The organism is Gemmatimonadota bacterium (genome assembly GCA_039715185.1).
Classification (GTDB): domain Bacteria; phylum Gemmatimonadota; class Gemmatimonadetes; order Longimicrobiales; family RSA9; genus DATHRK01.
Window position 1 is genome coordinate 1 of the sequence record JBDLIA010000027.1, and the last position, 22,153, is coordinate 22,153.

Here is a 22,153-nt window from a genome sequence, read left to right on the forward strand (position 1 = left end):
ACCTGGGCGGCGGGCGGGCAGCCGTGGATGATCGTCACGGGTGACATGAACGGCGACGGCCACGTGGACGTCGTGGCGGCCAACCGCGAGGGCGACAACGTGGCGGTCCTGCTGGGTGACGGCACGGGCGACCTCGGGGAACCGGCTACGTATGCCGTGGGCGGAGCCCCGCTCGCCGTGGACGTCGGCGACCTGGACGGAGACGGCGATCTGGACGTGGTCTCCAGCGACTACGACGGCAACAGCTTCACGATCTACGAGAACGACGGCGCGGGCGTCCTGGTGAACCCCAGATCCCACGCCGCGAGCGGGGCCGGCTCGTGCGCTGTCATTCACGACCGAGATCTGGACGGGGATCTGGACATCACCGGTATCGACGAAAAGGACGACAAGGTGTTCCTGTTCGAGAATCCGGGGGCTTGAGCGAATCCCACGTGGCGGACGGCCCGGCGTTGCGCCGGGCCGTACCCGCCGACCTGCCCCACATCGTGCGCATGCTGGCCGATGATCCGCTCGGCGCCGAGCGCGAGCGCTTCGAAACCCCTCTCCCACCAGGCTACGCGATGGCCTTCGAAGCCATCGCGGCCGACCCCAACAACGAGCTCCTCGTGTGCGAGTTGGACGAAGCGGTCGTCGGCGTCCTCCAGATCACCTTCACTCCCTACGTCACGCATCAGGGCAGCTGGCGCGCGACGATAGAGGGCGTGCGGGTGGACCGCGGCGCGCGCGGCAGCGGCGTGGGCAAGGCCATGGTGGAGGAGGCCGTCCGGCGCGCCCGGGAGCGCGGCTGCGCGATCGTGCAACTCACCACCGACGCGACGCGCGCCGACGCGCGGACGTTTTACGAGCGCCTGGGTTTTCGTCCTACCCACGTAGGCATGAAGCTGCGGTTGGACTGACCCGGGCATCGGCCCGCGGGGCTCCACGAGGGCCCCCGGCTTGCCCCGGTGCGGGGCTTCGAGGAAGTTTCGGCCAATCCTGAAACGCGGATCCCGGGGCGGATCGCCCCGCCAGAACGGTGAACCGAATGTCAACGACCGATCAGATCGACAACGCACCCCGCGGGGTTCGGCCCGGGCACGTCCAGCGCCCGGCCCTGGGAGAGGACGCCTGGGCGAAGATTCAGGCCGAACAGGAGAGGACCAAGGACCGCGAGTGCGTGCGGTTCGCCTTCTATCGGGTCGATCCGGCGTGGCGGCGGCTGTCCCCCGAAGTCCGCGAGGAGCACAAGCGCGAGTTCGTGGAGCTCATAGGCCGGCACGGAGAGCAGTTCATGGTCTACTCCTATTCCATGGTCGGCACGCGCGGCGACTGCGATCTCATGCTGTGGCAGGCGTCGAAGGACATCGACCACATGGACGCCCTGGCCAGCGACATCAACGGGACCGGCCTGGGCGGCTACCTGAGCATGCCCTACTCGTATTTCGCGCTGACGCGGCGGTCGATCTACGTGAACCGATACGAGGAGGAGTACCTACAGAAGTACGCCGGCAAGATGAACCTCGATCTCGCTCGCATAGCGATCAATCCGCAGGGCTCGAAGTTCCTCTTCGTCTACCCGTTCGTGAAGACGCGGGCGTGGTACACGCTGCCGCAGGAGGACCGGCAGCGGATGATGGACGAGCATATCCGCGTCGGGCACGAGTGGCCGGACGTGAAGCTCAACACCACGTACAGCTACGGTCTGGACGACCAGGAATTCGTGGTGGCCTTCGAGAGCGACTTCATCGGCCGCTTCCTCGACCTGCTCATGGCGCTTCGGCTCACCGAAGCGAGCAAGTACACGCTGCGGGACACGCCGTCGCACACGTGCCTGGCCAAGGACATCCGCAGCTGTCTCGACGCCCTGGGGTGAGGTAGCGGCAGGTGTTCTCGGCGCGTACCAGGCTGCTACTCATCACGGGTGCGTCGCTGCTAGCGTTCGCCAATCTGGTGCAGCAACGCTGGGCGCTCGGTGCCGTGTTCGGTGCAGCTGCATTCGCGTTCGTGTGGGGACACTGGCGCTACGGCTCCGTGTTCGCGGCCTGGCAGGCGTTGCTCAAGGAAGACCGCGAGGGCGCCCGCAGGCTGCTCGCGGGTACTCCGCGCCCCGCGTTCCTCGCGCCCCGGCACCGCGCGTACTACCACTGGGTGAGGGGGCTGCTACTCGTGCACGAAAGGGAGACCGGAGCCGCGCGTGAGCACCTGGAAGCGGCGCTCGGAGGCCCGCTGCGCTCGAGCAGCAACGAGGCGCTGCTGCGGGCACAACTCGCGGAGCTGGAGATCGGGGCGGGCCGCTGGAGCGCTGCCGAGCGCCACCTGAGGGCCGCGCACGGAATGCGCGCCCGACCCGGAGTGGCGAGCATCCTCGAGGGTTTGGCCAAGGAACTGCGAGAGCGAGGAAAGCGCGAAGGCGACCGGACTTAGCGGACTAGTCCGCGGCGGTACCCGCCAGCGCATCGCCCAGGCGCCAGGCCGAGCGCGGGCCCTCGCGGGTTGATCGCTCGATGAACTCTCGCGCCTCGTCCGGCCTGAGCGCCGGCGCGATCATGTTTCCCTGAGCCTGCGGGGCGCCCAGCGCCCTCAGGAACCCCAGCTGCTCCGGCGTCTCCACGCCCTCCGCGATGACGCTCTTCCCGAGCTGCCCGGCGAGCGTGACGATGGCGTTCACGATCTCCCAGTTCACGCTCGATGTCGCCTCCCCCCCGCTGATGAACGAACGGTCGATCTTGAGCGCGTCGAAGGGAAAGCGCTGCAGGTAACTGAGAGACGAGTACCCGGTGCCGAAGTCGTCGATGCACACCGGTACGCCGGCTTGCTGGAGGCGCGCCAGTGCGACCGCGGTCGACTCCGCCTCGTCCATGGCCACGCTCTCGGTGATCTCGATCCTGAGATCCTCCGGGTGCAGGCCGCTGTCGGCCAGGATGCCCTCTATCCGCTCGGCCAGATCCGGCTGAGCCACCTGCCGGCCCGACATGTTCACGTGCATGCTCAGCACGGGTCCCGACAGGTGGAATTCCTCCTTCCACCTCCGTAGCTGGTCGCACGCCTGCTCGAGGACCGACCAGCCCATCGGGACGATGAGCCCCGTCTCCTCGGCCAGGTCGATGAACTCGCCCGGCCCGACTTCCCCGCCGTCCTTCACCTGCCAGCGGACGAGCGCCTCGAAGCCCACCAGAGCGCCCGAATCGATGTCGACGATGGGCTGGTAGCGCACGCCGAACTCGCCGTTGTCCACCGCCCTGCGCAGGTCGGCCTCCAGCTTGAGTTGATCCATCGCGGCCGCGTGCATCTGACGATCGAAGACCTGATAGCGGCCCACGCCCTGGTCCTTGGCCCGGTACATGGCGGTGTCGGCGTCGCGCAGGACGTCCAGCGGCTCTTCGTATTCGGTCCAACTCAGCGCTATTCCGGTGCTCGCGCTGATCCCGATCTCATGGCCGGCCAGGGTGATGGGCGCGGCCAGCACTTCGCCGATCCGATCGGCCACGCGCGTGGCGTCGCTCAGGTCGTGGACGTCGTTCACCAAGATCGCGAACTCGTCTCCGCCCAGCCGCGCGACGGTGTCTTCGTCGCGGGTCACTCCGCGTAGGCGCTCGGCGACTTCCTCCAGCAACAGGTCTCCCTGCAGGTGCCCCAGGCTGTCGTTGACCACCTTGAAGCGATCGAGGTCGAGGAAGAGGACCGCGAACTCGATCCGGTCGTGCCGCCGCCGGTGCTTGATCGCCTGCTTCAGGCGATCGAGGAATAGCGCACGGTTGGGCAAGCCGGTGAGGTCGTCGTGGAGCGCGTCGTGTCGGAGCCGCTGCTCGCGCGCCTTGCGCTCGGTGATGTCGCGCAGCACCACCTGCACGGAGTCACGGCCCCGAACACGGGCGCGCGTAGTCACCGCGTCCACGTCCACGGCTCCGTCCGGGTGCGCTATGGTCGCCTCGACCGACCTCGTGGTGGTTTCGCCGTCGTCGTCGGCCTCCGCCAGCACCTCCCCCGCGGCGAGCAGCTCGGGGGGAAGGAGATCGATCACCGGACGCCCGACCAACTGTGCTCCCGCCGACTGGAACAACTCGCCGGCCGCGGCGTTGGCGAATTCGACGACGCCATCGGCGTGCACCAGCACCGGCGCCGGGGACTGTTCCATCAGCGCCCGGTAGCGCTCCTCGGACTGCCGCAGCTCGGCCGCGCGCCGACCGACTTCCCGCCGCAGAGTGGCGAGCCACAAGAGCATCGCCGCCAGGACCACCACGGCCGCATACAGGACCCGGTCGTCCACGCCGCGCCGCGCGGGGATCACGGCGATGTCACCAGGGCCCCGTGCGTGTAGCCGGTAGCCGCTGTCGTGCGGAGGGTCCAAGTCCTCCTGGCCGACGTTCCCCACGACCTCCACGATCATGCCCTCCGACACGTCGACGGGAGCCGGGAACGAGGAGGGCAGCAAAACGGGCACCTCGAGCCCGGACTCCGAGGTCAGGATGAGGGCCCGTCCGAGCTCCGTCTCGCGCCAGCCGGCGACGCGCGCGCGCACGTGCATCAGGCGTCCTTCGAACGGCTCGCTCAGCGCCTCCAGCTCCACGTGCTCGGGGACGGGAGGACGCCGCTCCCTCGCCGCTACGCGATACCCTAGCACGTTCAGCCCGCTCGCGCCGTCGGCGAAGCCGAGGACGCCGTAGGCTTCGACCAGATCACCCTCCACGACCGGCTCACCCCTGGGTCCTCCGGTGAGCAGCAGGCCGTGACGTGGACCCTGGATGAACACGTGCATCGTGCGTCTGGTGACCACCCCGAGACCGACGGACGCACGACCGGACACGGTAACGGTATCCCCCTGACGGTCCGGGATCAGGTCTCCGTCGTCGTCTCGGAGAACCGCCGAAAGCGACTCTCCGGGAGGCCACTCGGAACGCTCCAGGGGAGCGTCGGGCTCGCGCTCAGCGGTCGAATCCGCCTCCTGGCCCAACGCTCCTGCCGGAGCGGCGAGTACGGCCATCACGACCAGGAAGCGGATTGAGATGCGCGTCAAGAGCACGGTTGCTATAGGCGAGTCCGAGGTGAGCGGTCGCGGTCCGGGGGAGGACGGACTTGCCGCTGGAGTAGGGAAGGTACTACCGGCTGGATGCTGCCCAGTCAAGAGAATCGCGGCGCTTAACGACCTTCGGGAACGGGGAGTCCAGATGGGTGAACGGAAGGTAGAAACCACATGGGCGCGCGTTCCCGCCAGCACGCGTGGCCCATTCGAGAGAGGAATCCGAAGATGAAACTAGGAAAAGCGCTTGTGGTGGGAGCATTCGTTGCCCTGCTGCTACCGGCGACGGGCTCCGCGCAGCGCGGCCCGCGCGGAATGCACGGGCAGCGTCAGGCCGGCACCCCCATGGAGCGGCTCCTGGAGCACCGCGACGAGTTGGGCCTGTCCGACGAACAGGTGCTGGAGATGGAGCGGCTGCGGGACGAGTTGCGCGCCGAGAACGCGCCTTACCGGGAGCGAATCGAGGCCGTCCGCGAGGAATTGGGACTGGCCCTGGATCGGAGTGGGTCGGGGCCGCCCAGCGATGAGGAACGGGCCAAGCTCCACGACTTCCGCCAGAGGACCCGCGACGACATGCGCGCGATGATGGACAATTCTCGGGCCGGGATGGACGCCGCCCGCGAGCTCCTCACCGACGATCAGCGTGAGAGCGCGCGCGATTTGATGCGAGCGGGGGCGCGGCACCAGGGCCGGCGGGGCATGCGCGGAAGCCGTGGAGCGGGCCACGAAGGTAAGGGCGAGATGCACCGCGAGCGGCGCCGCACCTAGGGAATCGCGTCGACCGAACCCGTCACGTGCAGGACATCGCCTGGAGCGGGGTTGCCCGTAGCCCCCCGGATCAGCGTCAGGGTCAGCGTCGCCACGATGCCATCGCCCACGCGCTCGCTCACGTCCAGCGCTCCCGAGTTGGGGGCGAAGGCCTCTCCCTGGAAAAACAGGGATGCGTCCAGGGTCGGCTGCTCCTCGGCGATGTCCAGCTGGTGGATCCCAGGACCCGGCGGCCCGCCCGAGCGAGTGAGCACCAGAGCCTCGCTCGAGAGCGGCGCCGCCGCCAGTCGTAGAATCCAGGTAGGCACCCCCGTATCGCCGTCGACGTTCAGGATCACCTCGGGCACGCCGTCGAAGACCGTATCGAGCGTACCGGTGAGCTGAAGCTGGAAGGTGGTGGCGGGCGCGGGAGCCGGTGGATCCGGATCCGTCGGCGCCCGATCGGTGCACGCGGCCGCGAGAACGAGCGCGCCGATCAGACTCGGTGCGACCCCGCGGGCCGTCACTCGGCCATCCACGCCAGCCCCCACGCACCGGGTCCCGTATGGGTCGCGATTACCGGGGTCACCGGCCCCGTGAGAACCTCCGCGTCTTCTCCGTAGCGTGCGCGGATCGCCGCCGACGCCTCCTCCAGGATCTCCGGGTAGGCCATGTGCACGACGCCGAAGCGAACCTTGTCGGCGTCGGCCGGCACCCGCTCGGCCAGTAGATCCACCATCTTCCGGAGCACGTTGGCGCGCCCCCGCACCTTGCCGGCCGGTTGCACCACGCCGTCCGCGCCCACCTCCAGGATGGGCTTGATGTCGAGCAGCGAACCGAGCAGCGCCCGGCCGCGGCTCACGCGCCCGGATGCGATCAGGCGATCGAACGTGTCCACCGTGAACATGACGCCGCTGCGCGCGCGTATGGCCTCCAGACGCTCCTTGATTTCAGCGGGCGGTAGCGCGGCCTCCGCCAGCTCCGCCGCGCGCAACGCCAGCAGCCCCTGCATGAGCGAGGCTCCGCCCGAATCGACCAGCGTGATGGGAGCCCCCTCGAACCGCTGCGCCGCAGCTTCGGCCGAAGCGTACGTGCCCGAGAGGCGTGATCCCAGCGCCACGACGACCAGCTCCTCCCCCTCTTCAGCCGCTTCGCCGTACGCGCGCAGGAACGACGCGGGCGTCGGCTGCGAGGTGCTCGGGTGATCACCGGCCACGACGCGCTCGGCGAACGTGTCTGAATCGATCTCTACGCGATCCTTGAGCGCGCCCTCTTCGAACACGAGCTGGAGCGGGACCAGGTGAATGCCGTGCGCGCGCACCTGTTCGTCGGGCAGGTCGCACGCGGTGTCGGTCACGATCACCACGGGGCGACGGGCCAGGCCGCTGTCCCCGGAAGCCCGACCGATCGCCTCGTGCTGCGCGCGCATGTCCTCGGCCTTGTGGGTCACCAGCCTGCCGGCTTCGCGCAGCCAGGCAAAGACGACCTCGGGCTCGTCGGTGTGGATGTGGACCTTGAGCAGGTTGCCGGTGGAGATCACCACCATGCTGTCGCCGATGCGGCCGAGCGCGTCCCGGACCGCCTGCGACCCGGGCAACCCCTCGCCGCGCACGAGCGCCTCGGTGCAGAAGCGGTAGCGCTCCGAGTCGCCGTACTCCACCTCGCCGGAGACGATGGGCCCGGGGGAGAAATCCTCCTTGGGCGGGAGGATGGGATCTCCGTTCACGTACGCCGCGATTCCCTCCAGCAACGCCACGAAGCCCTTCGCGCCGGCGTCCACGACGCCCGCCTTGCGCAACACGGGGAGAAGCTCTGGCGTGCGCGCGAGCGTCTGCCGCGTGCGCTCGAGGATGCGCTGGAGCAGCGGATAGAAGTCCCTTTCCTGCCCCTCTTCGGCGGCCTCCGCGCTCGCCCTCATCACCGTGATGATGGTGCCTTCTACCGGCGTCTCGAGCGCGCCGTACACGTGATCCACGCCCGCGCGCAACGCGCGCGCGAAGTCCTGCGAGCTCACCTCTTCGCGGTCGCCGATGCCGTCGGCGAAGCCGAGCAGGAAGTGTGACAGGATCATGCCGCAGTTGCCACGGGCGCCGAGTATGCCGGCTTCGGCCGCGCGGCTGGCCACGTCGCCGACGGCCGCCGCGCGCTCGCGCCGCAGGCCATCGCTGATCGAGCGGAGGGTGAGCGCGAGGTTGGTACCCGTGTCCCCGTCGGGCACGGGGAACACGTTGATGCGGTTCAACTCACCGCGCGAGCGCTGCCCGTACTCGCAGGCCGCCAGCAGGCCGCGGCGGAGGCGGGGTCCATCCAGATAGCCGATCTTCGTCAATCAATCTCTCCCAGCGCTCGGCCTAGCGGGGTCGCAGAAAACCCTTCAGGAGCTGTCCGCCGATGTCGTCCATGACCGACCCATCGCCGTCGCGGTCCAGCATGTTGGTCAGCAACCCGCCCAGAGCGGAGTCGCCGGAAACCATGTCGTCCCGCTCGCGGCCGAGGCGACCCGCGATGTCCGCGGCGCCGAGGTTCTCCTGCCTGCGCATGCGCCCCAGCGCGCCCATTACGACGGGAGCGAGCATGGCCATGAGCTTGGTCACCTGGTCCGGCTGCAGGCCGCTCGCCCGGCCGACTCCATGCCGCACGGCCGGCTGACGACCGCCGAACATGTGCCCCAGGATCTTCCCGCCTTCGGCGACGGTCGAGCCCCCGGTCAGGCCGCTGAGCAGGTTGTCCAGTAGGGAGCCATCGTGGTCCTTCGCCAGCGCGCGATCCAGCGACTCCGCTCCGTCCGGCTGCTGTGCGTTGCGCGCCAGCGAGCCCAGAAGGAGAGGCAGCGCAGCCGCGATGGCGCCCTCGGTGGCGCCCGAATCGGCCCCTATCTCGCGGCTCATCCGGTTCACGACCTCGCCGCTCATCTGGCGGGTAATAACGTCCAACAGTTGTGACATCGATCTCTCCCAGGGAGCCGTGGCGGGTTTCAGAACATAACGGGACCGCGATTGCGGTTGCCAGCGAACACGAGGCCGTTCGGCTCGCCGCAGGGATCTCGGCCGCCGGCGGCCGGGGCGCGCCACCACTCGCAACCACTGGAGCAACGCGCTCGCGCGCGATAGACTTGCAGGAGCTTTTTTGCGCGTAGGACGCGCGACCCCCTGGGGGTCGCGGCGGTCCGTACGCGGGCCCCCTGGCATGGGCCATGGATTCACTTCAGGTGCTGGAACAGGAGCCATCATGAGAGACCGGAGACTCCCCGCTCCGCGAACTCGGCGCGCGCTCGCGCTCGCCGCGTTCACCCTGCTGCCGGCCGGGCCGGCGCTCGGGCAGGCCGCGACCGCCGACCTGACGTACCCCCAGACACAGCGCGGCGACCTGATCGAGGACTATCACGGCACGTCGGTGCTGGCGCCGTACCGCTGGCTGGAGGACTCCGACTCTCCCGACGTCGGCGACTGGGTGAACGCCCAGAACGACGTGACCTTCGCGTATCTGGAGTCGCTGCCGTATCGCGAAGAGATCGAGACCCGCCTGACCGAGCTGTGGGACTACGAGCGATTCGGCACTCCGTGGAAGGAAGGCGGCCGCTACTTCTTCTTCAAGAACGACGGCCTCCAGAATCAATCGGTGCTCTACGTGCAGGAGTCCCTCGAAGACGAGCCGCGGGTCCTGGTGGACCCCAACGGCCTCTCGGAGGACGGCACCGTCGCGCTGGCGGGCAGCTTCGTGTCGCCCGATGGCCGCTACCTGGCGTACTCGCTGAACACCAGCGGATCCGACTGGCGGGAGTTCAAGCTCCGTGACATCGAAACGGGCGAGGACCTGCCGGATCACCTGGAGTGGGCGAAGTTCACCGGCGCCAGCTGGACGAAGGACTCGCAGGGTTTCTTCTACGCCCGCTACCCGGCTGCCGAGGAAGGCAGCGATCGCCTGACCGAGGCGAACTCCAACCAGATGATCTACTACCATCGGGTCGGAACTCCGCAGGCCGAGGACGTGCTCGTACACGCCGATCGCAGCAACCCGCAGTGGCTCTTCGGGGCCGGGACGACCGAGGACGGCCGCTTCCTGATCCTGACCGTGCGCGAGGGCAGCAGCTCGTCGAACCGCCTCTGGATCCGCGACCTGGGCGACCCGATGGCGCCGGACCTGGACGGGCCGCTGCTGCGCCTGATGGACGACAACGACGCGCGCTACTCGGTGGTCCACAACGGCGGCCCGGTGTTCTACATCCGCACGGACCTGGACGCCCCCCGGGGCCGCCTGATCGAGGTGGACCTGCGCAAGCCGGGCAAGCACCTCTGGCGCACCATCATTCCGGAGTCCGAGGATCTGCTCGAGAGCGTAACACCGGTGGGCGGCCGTTTCCTCGCGCGTTACCTGCACGACGCCCATGGCCGCGTGGCGGCGTACGAAATGGACGGCACGCCGGCGGGCGACCTCGACCTCCCGACCATCGGCTCGGTGGGTGGCCTGTCCGGCGACGAGGAGGACACGGAGCTGTTCTACTCCTTCTCTTCGTTCCTGTATCCGACGACCATCTTCCGGCACGACCTGGCGACGGGGGCGACCGAGGTGTTCAAGGCCCCGGACGTGGACTTCGACCCGTCCGGATACGTCACGAAGCAGGTCTTCTACGAGTCGAAGGACGGCACTCAGGTGCCGATGTTCATCACGCACCGGGCGGAGCTCGCCCTGGACGGACAGAATCCATCGTACCTGTACGGCTATGGCGGCTTCAACATCTCGCTGCGTCCCAGCTTCTCGCTGTCCAACCTGGTCTGGCTGGAGATGGGCGGAGTGTACGCCCAGCCTACGCTTCGCGGCGGCGGCGAGTACGGCGAGGAGTGGCACCAGGCGGGTACCAAGGAGCGAAAGCAGAACGTCTTCGACGACTTCATCGCCGCCGCCGAGTATCTGATCGATGAGGGCTACACGCGGTCGGACAAGCTAGCGATCGGAGGGGGGTCGAACGGGGGACTTCTGGTGGGCGCGGCGATGACTCAGAGGCCCGAGCTATTCGCCGCCGCGCTCCCCGCCGTGGGCGTGATGGACATGCTCCGGTTCCACAAGTTCACCATCGGCTGGGCGTGGGTGTCGGACTACGGCTCCTCGGACGATCCCGAAGGTTTCGACTACCTGCGTGCGTATTCGCCGCTGCACAACCTGACCGCGGGCGTGTGCTATCCGGCCACGCTGGTGACGACCGCCGATCACGACGATCGCGTGGTCCCGGCGCACTCGTTCAAGTTCGCGGCGCAGCTACAGGCCGCGCAGGGGTGCGGCAACCCCGCGGTTATCCGCATCGAGACCAAAGCCGGCCACGGCGCCGGCAAGCCGACGAGCAAGAGAATCGAGGAGGCGGCCGACAAGTGGGCCTTCGCGCTCGCCAACATGTCCGCCAATCCGATCCTGCCGTAGACGGCTTCGGACCCTGGCCGAATCCGGGCCACTCGATCCCGCGACGCCCGCACCGTGCCTGCCGGCGCGGTGCGGGCGCTCGCGCTGAGGCGGGGCGGGCAATGGGTCCGGCCGCCGGATGAGCCTGATCACCGAGCACCTGGCGCTCTTCTTCATCACGCTCGGTTACGGCGTGGCGAGTGGCTTCATCCCGATATTCAACGCGGAGCTGTACGTCATAGGCGGGGCGGCCCTGAGCGGGCGCGCGGGGACGGCGGCGGTGGTGATCGCCATGACGCTCGGGCAGATGATCGGCAAGGTTCTGCTCTACTACGCCGGCCGCGGCGCCATCCGGATGCCCCTGCGCCAGTCGCACCGGGAGAAGCTGGAACTCGCGAGCGAGCGCCTGGATAATTCCCGTCTCGGTACGGCGCCGTTCCTTTTCGTGAGCGCGGCCACGGGCTGGCCGCCCTTCTACGTCGTCTCCATTCTGGCCGGCATGCTGCGCCTGGGGTTCTGGATGTTCTTGACTACGGGCTTCCTCGGGCGGCTGATCCGCTTCGCGGTCATAGCGTTGTTTCCCCAGCTGCTCGTGGGTGGATGACGTCGTACGCGGACGGGGAACGATTTCGCCTGTTGCTTGGATCCGCCGCCTTCTTCCAGGCTTTTCAACGCGACGCGGCGGGCGCCGCGCGACGCGTGTGGGTGCAGACGCTGTCCTTCGAAGGTGACGCGGGCGAGGGGCTGACGGAGCTGTTCGAATCCTGCGGCGCTCCGGATCGCCGGCTGATCGTCGACGACTTCAATCGCTGGACGCAGACCGATCGCTTCGTCGTGCTGCCCCACAACCTCCTCGATCCGGCGTTGCGCCGGCACGTCGCACGGACCCGCTCGTTGGAGGCGAGAATCCGGGCCTCCGGGGCCCAACTCAGATACGTGAACGACGCCGGGCTGCTCAAGCTCAGGGCCGCCTTCCGCAACCACAAGAAAATCCTCATCGTAGATGATCATGTGGCCTACGTCGGCGGCATCAACTTCAGCGATCACAACTTCGCCTGGCACGACATGATGATCCGTATCGAGGACCCCGCCATCGTCGCGCTGCTCGTTCGTGACGTAGAGCGGACCTGGAACGGGCAGGACGTGGGCGTCAGCGAGAGCTTCCCGGGCATGGACATGATCCTGCTCGACGGCAACGACAACGGCCGCTGGTTCGACCCCGTGATGGCGATCCTGGAGCGCGCACGCCGCTCGATCCGCATTCAGAGCCCATACATCAGCATGCCGTTCACGGATGTGCTGGCGCGCGCCTCGGCCCGGGGCGTGGACGTGAGCATCATCGGCGCGGGGCAAACGAACCGCGAGTACCTCAATCGATACATCCGCTGGGAATCCTGGCGGCACGGCTTCGAGCTCCGCTTCATCCCCGAGATGACGCACATGAAGGCCATGGTGGTGGACGACGAGGTGCTGATCGCCGGATCCGCCAATTTCGACCACCTGAGCTACCACGTGCTCCAGGAGGTCATCACGATCGTCCGCGACCCTGGCCTTGTGGCCGACTTCGAGCGGCTGATCTGGCACCCGGACTACGCACGCGCGACCGCGCCCACGCTGGCCGATGATCCGGGCGGGGAGGCGCTCCGCCGGCGCATCGACCGCGTCTCTCGATTCCTGGTGATGGTGGGCGGCGGGTGAGGGGCGCACGGAAGCTCCCCAGGGCGGCGGATCTGCTCGCGCTCACCAAGCCGGGCATCACGCGCATGGTCCTGCTCACGTCGGGCGTGGGGTTCTTTCTGGGCAGCGGGGACCTGATCGACGCGCGTCGGCTGCTGCACGCGCTGATCGGCATCGCGCTCATCGCGTCCGGCTCCAACGCGCTCAATCAGGTGGTGGAACGCGACCCGGACGCGCGCATGCATCGAACGCGCGGGCGGCCGCTGCCCGCGGGCCGGCTGACCACTCGCCAGGCCGCCATCTTCGCCGGCCTGGCTTCGGCGCTCGGCGTCGCGTACCTGGCCGTATTCGTCAACGGCGTGACCGCGGCCGTCGTGGCGGCGACGCTCCTCAGCTATATCCTGGTCTATACACCGCTCAAGCGGCTCACGAGCTTCAACACGCTGGTGGGCGCGATCCCCGGCGCGCTGCCCATCGTGGCGGGCTGGACCGCGGCCGGGGCGGCGCTGGATGTGCGCGCGCTGTCGCTGTTCGCGGTGCTCTACTTCTGGCAGATCCCACACTTTCTGGCGCTGGCCTACCTGTACCGCGAGGATTACCTGCGCGGCGGCTTCGTGATGCTCGGACGGGACGACCCGCGCGGTGGCGCCACGGGCCGGCAGGCGGCGCTGTACGCGTTGGGACTCGTGCCGGTCGCGCTGCTGCCGTCGCTTTCCGGCGCAACGGGAAGCTTCTACTTCTTCGGCGCGCTCGCCGCCGGCTTGGTCTTTCTCGCCCTGACCTTGCCGCTGGCGTTTTTGCCCACGGCCACCTCCGCGCGCCGCGTCTTCTTCGGCTCGGTGATTCATCTGCCCGTGCTGCTCGTACTCATGGTCGCGGACCGCACCTTCTGGCAGTGAGCGACGACGTGTCGGACAACGGAGGAAGCGTGCGCGACATCGAAGAGCAGCAGGTGGGCGACCTCAGGATCAGGATCGACCGCGCCCTGTGCGTGGGATTCGAGGACTGCGTCGAGGACCGCCCCGCTCTCTTTCGACTGGACGACGACGGCATCTGCACCTTCGTTGACGACCCGGATGTCGCCGCCACCGACACCACGATCGCCACCTGCGAGGCGTGCCCTGTTGACGCCCTGGAGGTTTTCGACGCCGCGGGCCGCAAGATCGTCTGAACCGGACGTGCCATGATCGAGCGCCGCATACGAACCTACGCCGAAGTGGCCCACGAAACGGGCTCGGGGATCCTGGAGCAAGTAGAGGCCCAGGGGGCCCGCCTGGCTAGACGCCTCGCCGACATCGAGCGGCTGGTGATAGTGGCGAGCGGCAAGGGCGGTGTCGGCAAGAGCCTGGTCGCAGCGAACCTGGCGGTGGCCCTGGCCCAGGAAGGCCTCGCGGTGGGCGCCGCCGACGCGGACCTGAACGGGCCCTCGCTCGGCCGCATGCTGGGGGTCACCGGCGCCAGGCTCGAGGTCGGCGAGGACGGGGTGGTGCCGGCTGTGGGCGCGGGCGGAGTCCGCGTGGTGTCGATGGATCTCCTGCTCGCCTCCGACGACGCCCCTCTGCGCTGGCGTGAGCCGGAGCAGGCGGGCTTCGCCTGGCAGAGCGTGCTGGAGACCGGCGCCCTGCGCGAATTCCTGTCCGACACGAACTGGGGCAAGCTGGACGCGCTCGTGGTGGACCTGCCTCCGGGCACCGACAAGCTCCAGCGCATGCTGCAGCTCGTCCCCGACCCCAGCGCCGTAGTCCTCGTGACGACTCCCACCGAGGTCACGCGCTTCGTGGTCGGCAAGTCCATCGCTCTGGTCAGGGAAGGTTGGGCGCGGCGCCTGGGGTTGGTGGCCAACATGGCGGGCCACCGCTGCGAACACTGCGACAAGGAGACGTCCATCTTCGACCCCGAGCCGGCCATCGGCCTCGCCGAGGAGTCGGGCGTTCCCCTGTGGGCCCAGATCCCCTTCGATCCGGCGATCGCCGCCCACACGGACGCCGGCCGACCCATCGTGTCCGAGGCACCGGAATCGGAGGCCGCTCTAGCTTTCGTCGAACTCGCCCGCCGAGTGAGCGAATGAAGTTCCTGTGCGTGGACTGCGACAGCGTCATGGACTTCGCGGAGCGTCAGCTTCCGGGAGACGGCACGATGGCGGCGGTGTTCCGGTGCGGACGCTGCGAGCGGGAGGTCGCCATGCTCACGAACCCCATGGAGACGCGCCTCGTGTCCGGGCTCGGCGTGAAGGTGGGGGGCAAGGCGATCCCCGATCAGCCCATGGAGCTCGTGCGCAGCAGCATGGCGGACGGCCGCGAGGACGCCTTCGTCGACCGGGACGGCCCCGCTGGCGGGAGCGATCCAGCCGGCGCCGAGCCGACACGGCGGCCCGGACCGGTCACCTGGAGCCCGCAGGCGCGCGAGCGACTGGAGAACGTGCCCTCGTTCGTGCGCGGCATGGTCAAGCGCATCTACACGGAGTGGGCCTGGGAGCAGGGCGTCGCGGAGATGACCCCCGAGATCATGGACCGCGCGCGCACGGAGTTGGGTCTGGAGGGGATGTGAGCGATCCGGCGTCCGCCCCTACGGCCCGGGACCGGAAGTTCCGCCAGGCGGCGATCGTCTACCTCCACGTGGGCGTCCTCTACGAGGCCGCGGTCGTGGCGCTGTGGAGGGCCGGCCTCGTGCCCGACCGCGGGCCGGTCGGGCTGTGGCTGCTGGTGGGCGCGCTCATCACCGGCGGCGTCACCTGGGCGCTGTGGCGGTACCGTAGCCCGTGGGTTCCGCGGGCCATCTGGGCGCTCCACGCGCTCAGGCTTCCGAGCGTGATAGGGGGCGCCTTCGGGCTGGATCAGACGACGACGCTCCCACGGGGGTTGTGGACCCTGGCGCTGATCGCCGTGCTGATCAACCTCGGTTTCCTGGCGCGCGCGGGGTGGGACCTCTGAGGCAGCTCGGCGGGGCCGCCTACATTTCCTCGAACACGCCCTTCTCGGCGTTCTTGCGCACGCGGTCCCAGGCGAAGAAGCGGCCGTTCATGGCCACGTAGGCTCCGGGCGCAAGCACCTGCGCGAAGGACAGCGCCGATCCCAGGTTGAACAGCCCGTCCGAGGAGCCGAACGCCCAGGGGATCATCGCCCCCGTCAGAACGACCGTCTTGTCCGGCGCGGCTTCGGCGATGACGCGCGCGGTATCGACCATCGTGTCCGTGCCGTGCGTGACCACCACATGCTTCTCCGGACAGTCCCGCACGGCGGCGGCGACCCGATTCCGATCCGAGTCGGTCATTTCGAGGCTGTCGATCATCATCAGGGTCTCGACCGCCACGTCCAGCCGACTGCGCGCGCGCGCCAGCATGTCCGGCAGGTGCGTGCCCTTGAAGTAGAGCGCGCCCCGCAACTCGTCGTACTCCTTGTCGAAGGTCCCGCCGGTCACGAGCACCCGGACCGGCGGCGACCCATGGCCTGCGCCGCTCAAGCGTAGCTCCCGCTTCCCGTTCACCCTGCATTCCGCGCCTCCGAGCGCGGACCAGGCCACAATCGCGCGCGTTGGACGGCGCGGTCAAGGTGCCGCAACCGGGCCCCCGGAAAACGCTTCCGAGCCCCCTCCGTTCGAGGTGAAAAACGGCGGTCCCGTGCCCGCGGCCCGCCATTTGACACTCGGCCGCGACAGCGCCTATACTCGCGCCTTCAGTACGGCTATGTAGGTACCGGTAATCGGATTGCGCACGGCGGCCCGCCCGCCGTTCAGTCTAGAAGTTGGCGGCTCGAGAAGCTGCACGCGCCGTAGCGGCGACGAACGATGCAGCGGTTGGCCACGGGGCTGACCGCTGCATCATCTGACAGGGTGGCACCTGCCGATGCGCCCCGAGGGGGCGCCGAGGATTGGCGCGGAGAGCCGCGCCCGATTCGGTCCCATGCCACCTCGCCGCATGGCGTATACGTCCCAAGCGCGACGGAGATGCCGCAAGGCGATGTCTGCCCTCTACCGAGAAGTCCTGGTACCCGTAGACAATTCGCGAGAATCGGATATCGCGGTGGACCGCGCCATCGAGGTCTGCCGCAGCTCCGACGGCCGCATCACGGGTACTCACGTCTACGCCGCCCGGCTGCACGACGTGCGGTTTCGCCAGCTCGAGGTCGGCCTCCCCGCGCAGTTCCAGGAGCCGGCCGAGATCAAGCGGCAGCGCAAGATCCACGACAAGCTGATCGAGAAAGGGCTGCAGCTCATCTCGGACAGCTTCCTGGACCAGGTCGACGCGCGCTGCAAGGCGGCGGGCGTACCGCTCACCCGCCAGCTCCTGGAGGGTATCAACTACGAGGAGATCGCCAAGGAGGCGAACCGCGGCCAGGGTCGCCTTCCCTCCCTGATCGGCTTCGATCCGAACATCGCCGACAAGTACGACGGCGGAGAGCGCGCACGTTCCGATGTGCTGATGGGCGCGGATGGCAAGCTGGTGGCCGAGGAGGAAGAGCAGGACGACAAGGTGGCCGGGTCCAGCGAGCGCGACTACGACCTGGTGGTCATGGGCGCGCACGGACTCGGCCGGCAGCACTTCAGCCAGCTCGGCGGGGTGGTCGGACGATCGCTGCGTGGCATCGAAAAAGACGTGCTGGTGGTGCGCGACGATCGCGCGCTGGAGGGCGGCTCGTTCATGGTCTGCGTGGACGGCTCCGCGTACGGCTACAAGGGCATGAGGGTGGCGCTCGAGCTCGCCCGCCTGTACGGCGCCAAGCTGTACGTGTGCAGCGCGTTCGACGTGGAATACCACCACGTGGTCTTCAACAACATCAAGGACGTGCTGTCCGTCCAAGCGTCCAAGGTCTTCAAGTTCGAGGAGCAGGAAGAGCTCCACAACAACATCATCGACAAGGGCCTGCTCAGGCTCTGCCAGGCCAACGTCAGGCGCGCCCAGGTGATGGCCGAGGAGTACCCCGACGTCGAGGTCGAGACCCAGATCCTGATCGGCAAGCCGTTCCAGGTCGTGCTGCAGTGGGCGGAGGAGGTGGAGCCGTCGTTGCTGGTTCTGGCCCGCCATGGCTCGCACCGGATCGACGGCACGGAGCTGGGCTCGCAGGCGGAAAACCTGGTGCGCCTCGCCCCCACCAACGTGCTCCTCATCGGCACCACGGACGTGCGGCCCGAGGAAATCCCCTGGATCGAAGAGGACGGCGAAAAGGGGCTCGAGTGGGCTCCCGAGGCGGAGGTCAGGATCCTTCGGGTGCCGCCCTTCGCGCTCGGCATCGCGCGCAAGGCGGTGGAGGAATTCGTCCTGGAGCACCACGGCCCGGGCAGCATCTACGCCGCGGCGTTCGTCGACGAAGGCTTCGGCAAGCTGGCCGCGGACAACGGCAGCGGCGCCATCGCCAACGGTCACGACATCCCCATGCAGGTCACGGCCGGGCCGCATGGCCCCGTGGCCGCGCCGTCGAAGGAGGACCTGCCCGTCGTCACCGGCGAGCGATTGGACGAGGCGATTCGCAAGCTGCTGCCCACGCACATGCAGCTCATCATGGGCATCGGCACGGCGGAGGAGCTGGCGCTCGCCGAGGTCAAGGCCGAGCAGGCCATGAAGCGGACGGTCGTCGAAGGACACGACGCGGACGGCCTGGACGAGGCGCCGCCGGTCGAGGCCAAGTGCCCCTACACCGGCGCCATCCAGCAGCGCCAGCGCGACGAGCGCGACGCCATCGTGTGGACCGCCGAAGCCTTCGGGCGGCTGCGTCAGGTGCCGCTCATCGCCCGGCCGCTGGCCCGCAACACGGTGGAGAAGTTCGCCCGCGGGCACGGCCACTGGCGCGTTACCACGCCCATCATGGACGATAACAAGCAGGCCATGATCGAGGCGGACGAATTCGACCTGGACACCATGCTGGTGATGTTCAAGGAGCTGCAGACCAAGCAGCTCAAGGCGGCGGCCGAGGGCGTGGACGGGCTCAGCGAGGAGATGCGCGCGTTCATCGAAGAGGCCAAGGCGAGCGGCGTCACGCGCTGCCCGATCCGGGACATCGAGGCGCAGGCCGACAAGTGCCCGGTGGATTTCAAGTTGGCGTCGCCGGAGGAAGCCAGGCGCGCGATGGAGATGTTCGTGACTGAGGGGGGCGGGGTGGAAGAAGGGGAAAAGGCTTGAGCCCTATCCCGGCGTGATGGGACGTCTCCCCGTGCTGGACCTCCCCACCGGGAGAGACACCGGCTCAGACGGACTGCTTCCCTGGACCGGGCAGAGCGTCGCGTCCGCGCCGGAGGCCCATGCGCGGCGGGCGGGGCACCTTCCGCACGTCGTCGCCTGGAATCTCACCCGCCGCTGCAACCTCGCCTGCTCTCACTGCTACATCGCCGCCGGCTCCTGGCATACCGAAGACGCGGAGCTGGACACCGCCGAGGTGTTCCGCATCACCGACGAGATCCTCGCGGTGAACCCGGCTCCGATGTTCGTGCTGAGCGGCGGCGAGCCGCTGCTGCGGCCCGACCTGGAGGACATCGCCCGGCAGGCGGCGCGCGGCGGCGCCACGGTCGTCGTGGGCACCAACGGCACGCTGCTGACCGAGGAGCGCATCGCGGGGCTCAAGGACGCGGGCGTGCGCGGGGTGGCGATCAGCGTGGACTCGCTCGACGCCCGTTACCACGACCGCTTCCGGCACGGAGGTGGGGCGCTGGAGGACACGCTCGCCGCCGTAGGACGGCTGCGCGAGGCCGAGCTGGACTTCATCGTCCAGACCTCGCTGACCGCCGGCAATCGCGCAGAGATCGGCCGGATCGCGCAGTGGGCCGCCGACGCGGGGGCGGTGAGCTTCAACCTGTACTTCCTGGTGGCGACCGGGCGCGGCGAGCGCATGCGCGGCCTCACCCCGGAGGAGAACGAGGCCGTCCTGCTGGACGTGGTCGAGCTGGAGCGGCGCTACCGCGGGCGCATGATGGTCCGCACCAAGTGCCAGCCCCAGCTCATGCGACACGTGACGGAGGGTGACCCCGACTCCCCGCTGCTGGGCTACGAGACGCGCTGCCCGTGCGGGATCCACTACTGCCGCATCACGCCGGAAGGGAAGCTCACCCCCTGCCCGTACGCGCCCGTGGTAGCGGGAGACCTGCGCTCCGAGTCGTTCGCCGACGTGTGGTTCGGGTCGCCGGCGCTCAACGCGCTGCGCGGGGGCGAGCTCGGCGGTAAGTGCGGCGCCTGCGAGTACCGGCGGGTGTGCGGCGGCTGCCGCGCCCGGGCGCTTGCGGACACGGGCGACCTGCTCGGTGCCGACGAATCGTGCGCCTACGAGCCCACGGGCGAGGCGGCGGTCGTGGAGCCCGAGCGCACGATCACCTACGGGGCGTCGTTCGAGGGCGAGCTGCCCTGGGATGAGGACGCGCGAGAGCGCATCGCGCGCGCCCCCAGCTTCGTGCGCGGCGTGGTGTCGCAGAGGGTCGAATCTTTCGCGCGCGCGCGTGGCCACACGCGCGTGACCACCGAAGTCATGGACGAGGTGCGACGGTCTATGCCCGTGGATTTCTCGAAGCGGATGCCCTTCTTCATGAGGGGGGACCGATGATCCGAGGCGGTGGCAGGTGGCGTGGCTGGGCGGCGCTGCTCGGGGCTATGGCGCTGGTGGCGGTCGGGGTCGCGCTGGCCGAACCGGCCTGGGCCCAGACGGCCGCGCCTGCGGGCCGCGAGTACGGCGATTTCCCCATCGTCGGCGGCCGCATCGTGGTCTGGGTATCCGCTCAGATCCACCTGATGTTCGCTGCCTTCGTGCTGGGCGTGCCGATGTTCGCCGTGGTCGCCGAAGCCATAGGCATGTTCGGCGGCGAGAAGCGCTACGACAGGCTGGCCAAGGAGTTCACGCGGCTGCTGCTGATCGCCTACAGCGCCACCGCCATCTGGGGCGCCATCCTGAGCTTCGCGCTGGTCATCATCTACCCGCGCTTCTGGACCCACATGATGGAGATCTTCGAGATCTCCGTGTGGTTCTACCTGGGCCTGTTCTTCCTCGAGTCGTTCACGCTGTACCTGTATTACTACGGCTGGGAGCGTTGGAGCACCGGGCGCGCGAAGATGGCGCACTGGGGCATGGGCATCCTGCTCAATGTGTGGGGCACCGCGGTGATGTTCATCGCCGACTCATGGCTGAGCTACATGATGAGCCCCGCCGAGGGCGTCACGGCGGACACGCCGCCGGGCGACATCGGCGTGTGGTCGGCCATCGTCAACCCCACCTGGATGCCGATCAACATCCACCGGATCATCGCGAACGTGGTGTTCGGCGGCGCCATCGTCGGCGCCTACGCAGCCTTCCGCTTCCTGAACGCCAGCACCGACGAGGAGCGCGCGCACTACGACTGGATGGGCTACGTCGGCAACATCATCGCCATCGGCGCGCTGATCATCCTGCCGTTCGCCGGCTACTACCTGGGGCGCGAGATCTACGAGTACAACCAGCAGATGGGCATCACCATGATGGGTGGGTTCATGAGCTGGCTGTGGATCATCCAGGCGTTCCTGATCGGCGTGCTGTTCCTGGCGGGCAACTACTACCTGTGGGTGGGCATGCAGCGCATCCCGGGCGCCGAACGCTTCGCGCCCTACACCAAGTGGATGCTGCTCGTGCTGGTGCTGGGGGTGATCGTGTGGGCGACGCCGCACACCATGATCGCGAGCCGCTCCGAGCTCGCCGCGATGGGCGGGAGCCACCACCCGTTCCTGGGCGTGCTGGGGGTCATGAGCGCCAAGAACACGGCGGTCAACCTCATGATCTTGACCACGTTCTTGTCGTTTCTTCTCTACCGCCGCGCCAACAAGACTCCCGTCGTCCCGTGGGCGAAGACGGGCACCAGGGTGCAGGGCATGGTGTTCCTGGTGTCATCGGCGGTCGTGCTCTTCTACGGGATCTACGGCTACTTCGTCCCCGCGGTGCAGCGCATCGGTTTCAGCGTCTACCAGGTCCTGGCGGTCTTGATCACGATCGTGGTGGTGGTGGCCATCGACTTCGCGATGGGCAGGGGCGCCGAGTCGCGGGGAGCGATCCGCTGGGGCCAGATGCCGCCACGTTCGCAGTACGCCCTGTTCGTGCTGGCCGTGACCTTCACGTGGCTCATGGGGCTCATGGGCTTCGCGCGCAGCGGCATACGCCAGCACTGGCACATCTGGGAGGTGATGCGCGACACGAGCGAGTGGGCCGCCACCCCGGCGCTCGGCTTCGCCGCCCAGGTGATCACCGCCTGCGTGCTGATCTTCCTGGGGCTGATCGGGTTCATCTTCTGGCTCGGAGGGCTGGTGGAGAAGCCCGTCCTGGCCGACGTGCGCGCCGACGCTGGCGGTGCCGTGGCGCTCGCCGGCGCCAACGCCGATCCCGCGCGGGGGCAGTGAGGCGA

General features: G+C 68.6%; 21 protein-coding genes. 16 read left to right on the forward strand and 5 right to left on the reverse strand.

What is annotated here, in order from left to right; all coding sequences use genetic code 11:
- The 4 genes from ABFS34_06905 to ABFS34_06920 all read left to right on the forward strand — a co-directional run.
- Positions 1–423: FG-GAP-like repeat-containing protein (locus ABFS34_06905; GenBank protein MEN8375161.1), on the forward strand; the 423-nt coding region annotated here is incomplete at its 5' end.
- A gap of 71 nt (positions 424–494) precedes the next feature.
- Positions 495–899 (forward strand): GNAT family N-acetyltransferase, encoded by a 405-nt coding sequence (locus tag ABFS34_06910; GenBank protein ID MEN8375162.1) that lies wholly within the window; start codon positions 495–497, stop codon positions 897–899.
- 128 nt (positions 900–1,027) lie between these two features.
- A complete protein-coding gene (locus ABFS34_06915; protein ID MEN8375163.1) occupies positions 1,028–1,855 on the forward strand; it encodes a chlorite dismutase family protein in 828 nt (275 codons plus the stop codon).
- An 11-nt stretch (positions 1,856–1,866) separates the two neighbouring features.
- On the forward strand, positions 1,867–2,406 hold the full coding sequence (locus ABFS34_06920; protein ID MEN8375164.1) for a hypothetical protein: 540 nt from the start codon (positions 1,867–1,869) through the stop codon (positions 2,404–2,406).
- A gap of 4 nt (positions 2,407–2,410) precedes the next feature.
- On the opposite strand, the gene ABFS34_06925 is transcribed toward ABFS34_06920, so the two are convergent.
- Entirely contained in the window at positions 2,411–4,996 is a 2,586-nt protein-coding gene (locus ABFS34_06925; GenBank protein ID MEN8375165.1) for an EAL domain-containing protein, read from the reverse strand.
- A 231-nt stretch (positions 4,997–5,227) separates the two neighbouring features.
- On the opposite strand from ABFS34_06925, the gene ABFS34_06930 reads away from it, so the two are divergent.
- Positions 5,228–5,767 carry a Spy/CpxP family protein refolding chaperone gene (locus ABFS34_06930; GenBank protein MEN8375166.1) on the forward strand — a complete coding sequence of 180 codons (540 nt, stop codon included), beginning with the start codon at positions 5,228–5,230 and terminating at the stop codon, positions 5,765–5,767.
- Here ABFS34_06930 and ABFS34_06935 read toward each other — a convergent pair.
- From ABFS34_06935 to ABFS34_06945, 3 genes are read right to left on the reverse strand one after another with little or no spacing between them, the layout of a single operon-like run.
- The gene (locus ABFS34_06935) at positions 5,764–6,273 is read right to left on the reverse strand and encodes a hypothetical protein (protein ID MEN8375167.1); all 510 of its coding nucleotides are present in this window, start codon (positions 6,271–6,273) and stop codon (positions 5,764–5,766) included. The two genes, ABFS34_06930 and ABFS34_06935, sit on opposite strands and share 4 nt — an antisense overlap.
- Positions 6,270–8,075 carry a DegV family protein gene (locus tag ABFS34_06940; GenBank protein ID MEN8375168.1) on the reverse strand — a complete coding sequence of 602 codons (1,806 nt, stop codon included), beginning with the start codon at positions 8,073–8,075 and terminating at the stop codon, positions 6,270–6,272. The genes ABFS34_06935 and ABFS34_06940 overlap by 4 nt, the downstream gene beginning before the upstream one ends.
- 22 nt (positions 8,076–8,097) lie before the next feature.
- Positions 8,098–8,691, reverse strand: a complete 594-nt coding sequence (locus ABFS34_06945; GenBank protein ID MEN8375169.1) for a DUF937 domain-containing protein — start codon at positions 8,689–8,691, stop codon at positions 8,098–8,100.
- Positions 8,692–8,974: 283 nt separating this feature from the next.
- Between ABFS34_06945 and ABFS34_06950 the strand changes: the two genes are divergently transcribed.
- From ABFS34_06950 to ABFS34_06985, 8 genes are all read left to right on the forward strand, one after another.
- Positions 8,975–11,158 carry a prolyl oligopeptidase family serine peptidase gene (locus ABFS34_06950; GenBank protein MEN8375170.1) on the forward strand — a complete coding sequence of 728 codons (2,184 nt, stop codon included), beginning with the start codon at positions 8,975–8,977 and terminating at the stop codon, positions 11,156–11,158.
- Between the two features lie 118 nt (positions 11,159–11,276).
- Positions 11,277–11,741: a VTT domain-containing protein gene (locus tag ABFS34_06955; GenBank protein MEN8375171.1), complete on the forward strand. Its 465-nt coding sequence runs from the start codon at positions 11,277–11,279 to the stop codon at positions 11,739–11,741.
- Complete coding sequence (locus ABFS34_06960; protein ID MEN8375172.1) at positions 11,738–12,835, forward strand: phosphatidylserine/phosphatidylglycerophosphate/cardiolipin synthase family protein; 1,098 nt, start codon at positions 11,738–11,740, stop codon at positions 12,833–12,835. The genes ABFS34_06955 and ABFS34_06960 overlap by 4 nt, the downstream gene beginning before the upstream one ends.
- The gene (gene cyoE, locus ABFS34_06965) at positions 12,832–13,713 is read left to right on the forward strand and encodes a heme o synthase (protein MEN8375173.1); all 882 of its coding nucleotides are present in this window, start codon (positions 12,832–12,834) and stop codon (positions 13,711–13,713) included. The genes ABFS34_06960 and cyoE overlap by 4 nt, the downstream gene beginning before the upstream one ends.
- Before the next feature lie 29 nt (positions 13,714–13,742).
- Complete coding sequence (locus tag ABFS34_06970; GenBank protein ID MEN8375174.1) at positions 13,743–13,985, forward strand: (4Fe-4S)-binding protein; 243 nt, start codon at positions 13,743–13,745, stop codon at positions 13,983–13,985.
- A gap of 12 nt (positions 13,986–13,997) precedes the next feature.
- Positions 13,998–14,882: a P-loop NTPase gene (locus ABFS34_06975; GenBank protein MEN8375175.1), complete on the forward strand. Its 885-nt coding sequence runs from the start codon at positions 13,998–14,000 to the stop codon at positions 14,880–14,882.
- On the forward strand, positions 14,879–15,361 hold the full coding sequence (locus ABFS34_06980) for a PCP reductase family protein (protein ID MEN8375176.1): 483 nt from the start codon (positions 14,879–14,881) through the stop codon (positions 15,359–15,361). The genes ABFS34_06975 and ABFS34_06980 overlap by 4 nt, the downstream gene beginning before the upstream one ends.
- On the forward strand, positions 15,358–15,744 hold the full coding sequence (locus tag ABFS34_06985; GenBank protein MEN8375177.1) for a hypothetical protein: 387 nt from the start codon (positions 15,358–15,360) through the stop codon (positions 15,742–15,744). Before ABFS34_06980 ends, ABFS34_06985 begins: the two co-directional genes overlap by 4 nt.
- A gap of 19 nt (positions 15,745–15,763) precedes the next feature.
- On the opposite strand, the gene ABFS34_06990 is transcribed toward ABFS34_06985, so the two are convergent.
- The gene (locus ABFS34_06990; GenBank protein MEN8375178.1) at positions 15,764–16,273 is read right to left on the reverse strand and encodes an asparaginase domain-containing protein; all 510 of its coding nucleotides are present in this window, start codon (positions 16,271–16,273) and stop codon (positions 15,764–15,766) included.
- A gap of 496 nt (positions 16,274–16,769) precedes the next feature.
- Between ABFS34_06990 and ABFS34_06995 the strand changes: the two genes are divergently transcribed.
- Genes ABFS34_06995 through ABFS34_07005 form a run of 3 tightly spaced genes read left to right on the forward strand, consistent with a single transcriptional unit; the run spans position 16,770 to position 22,148 of the window.
- Positions 16,770–18,926, forward strand: a complete 2,157-nt coding sequence (locus tag ABFS34_06995; protein MEN8375179.1) for a universal stress protein — start codon at positions 16,770–16,772, stop codon at positions 18,924–18,926.
- A 16-nt stretch (positions 18,927–18,942) separates the two neighbouring features.
- Entirely contained in the window at positions 18,943–20,334 is a 1,392-nt protein-coding gene (locus ABFS34_07000; GenBank protein MEN8375180.1) for a radical SAM protein, read from the forward strand.
- Entirely contained in the window at positions 20,331–22,148 is a 1,818-nt protein-coding gene (locus ABFS34_07005) for a cytochrome ubiquinol oxidase subunit I (GenBank protein MEN8375181.1), read from the forward strand. The genes ABFS34_07000 and ABFS34_07005 overlap by 4 nt, the downstream gene beginning before the upstream one ends.
- Positions 22,149–22,153: the final 5 nt, after the last annotated feature.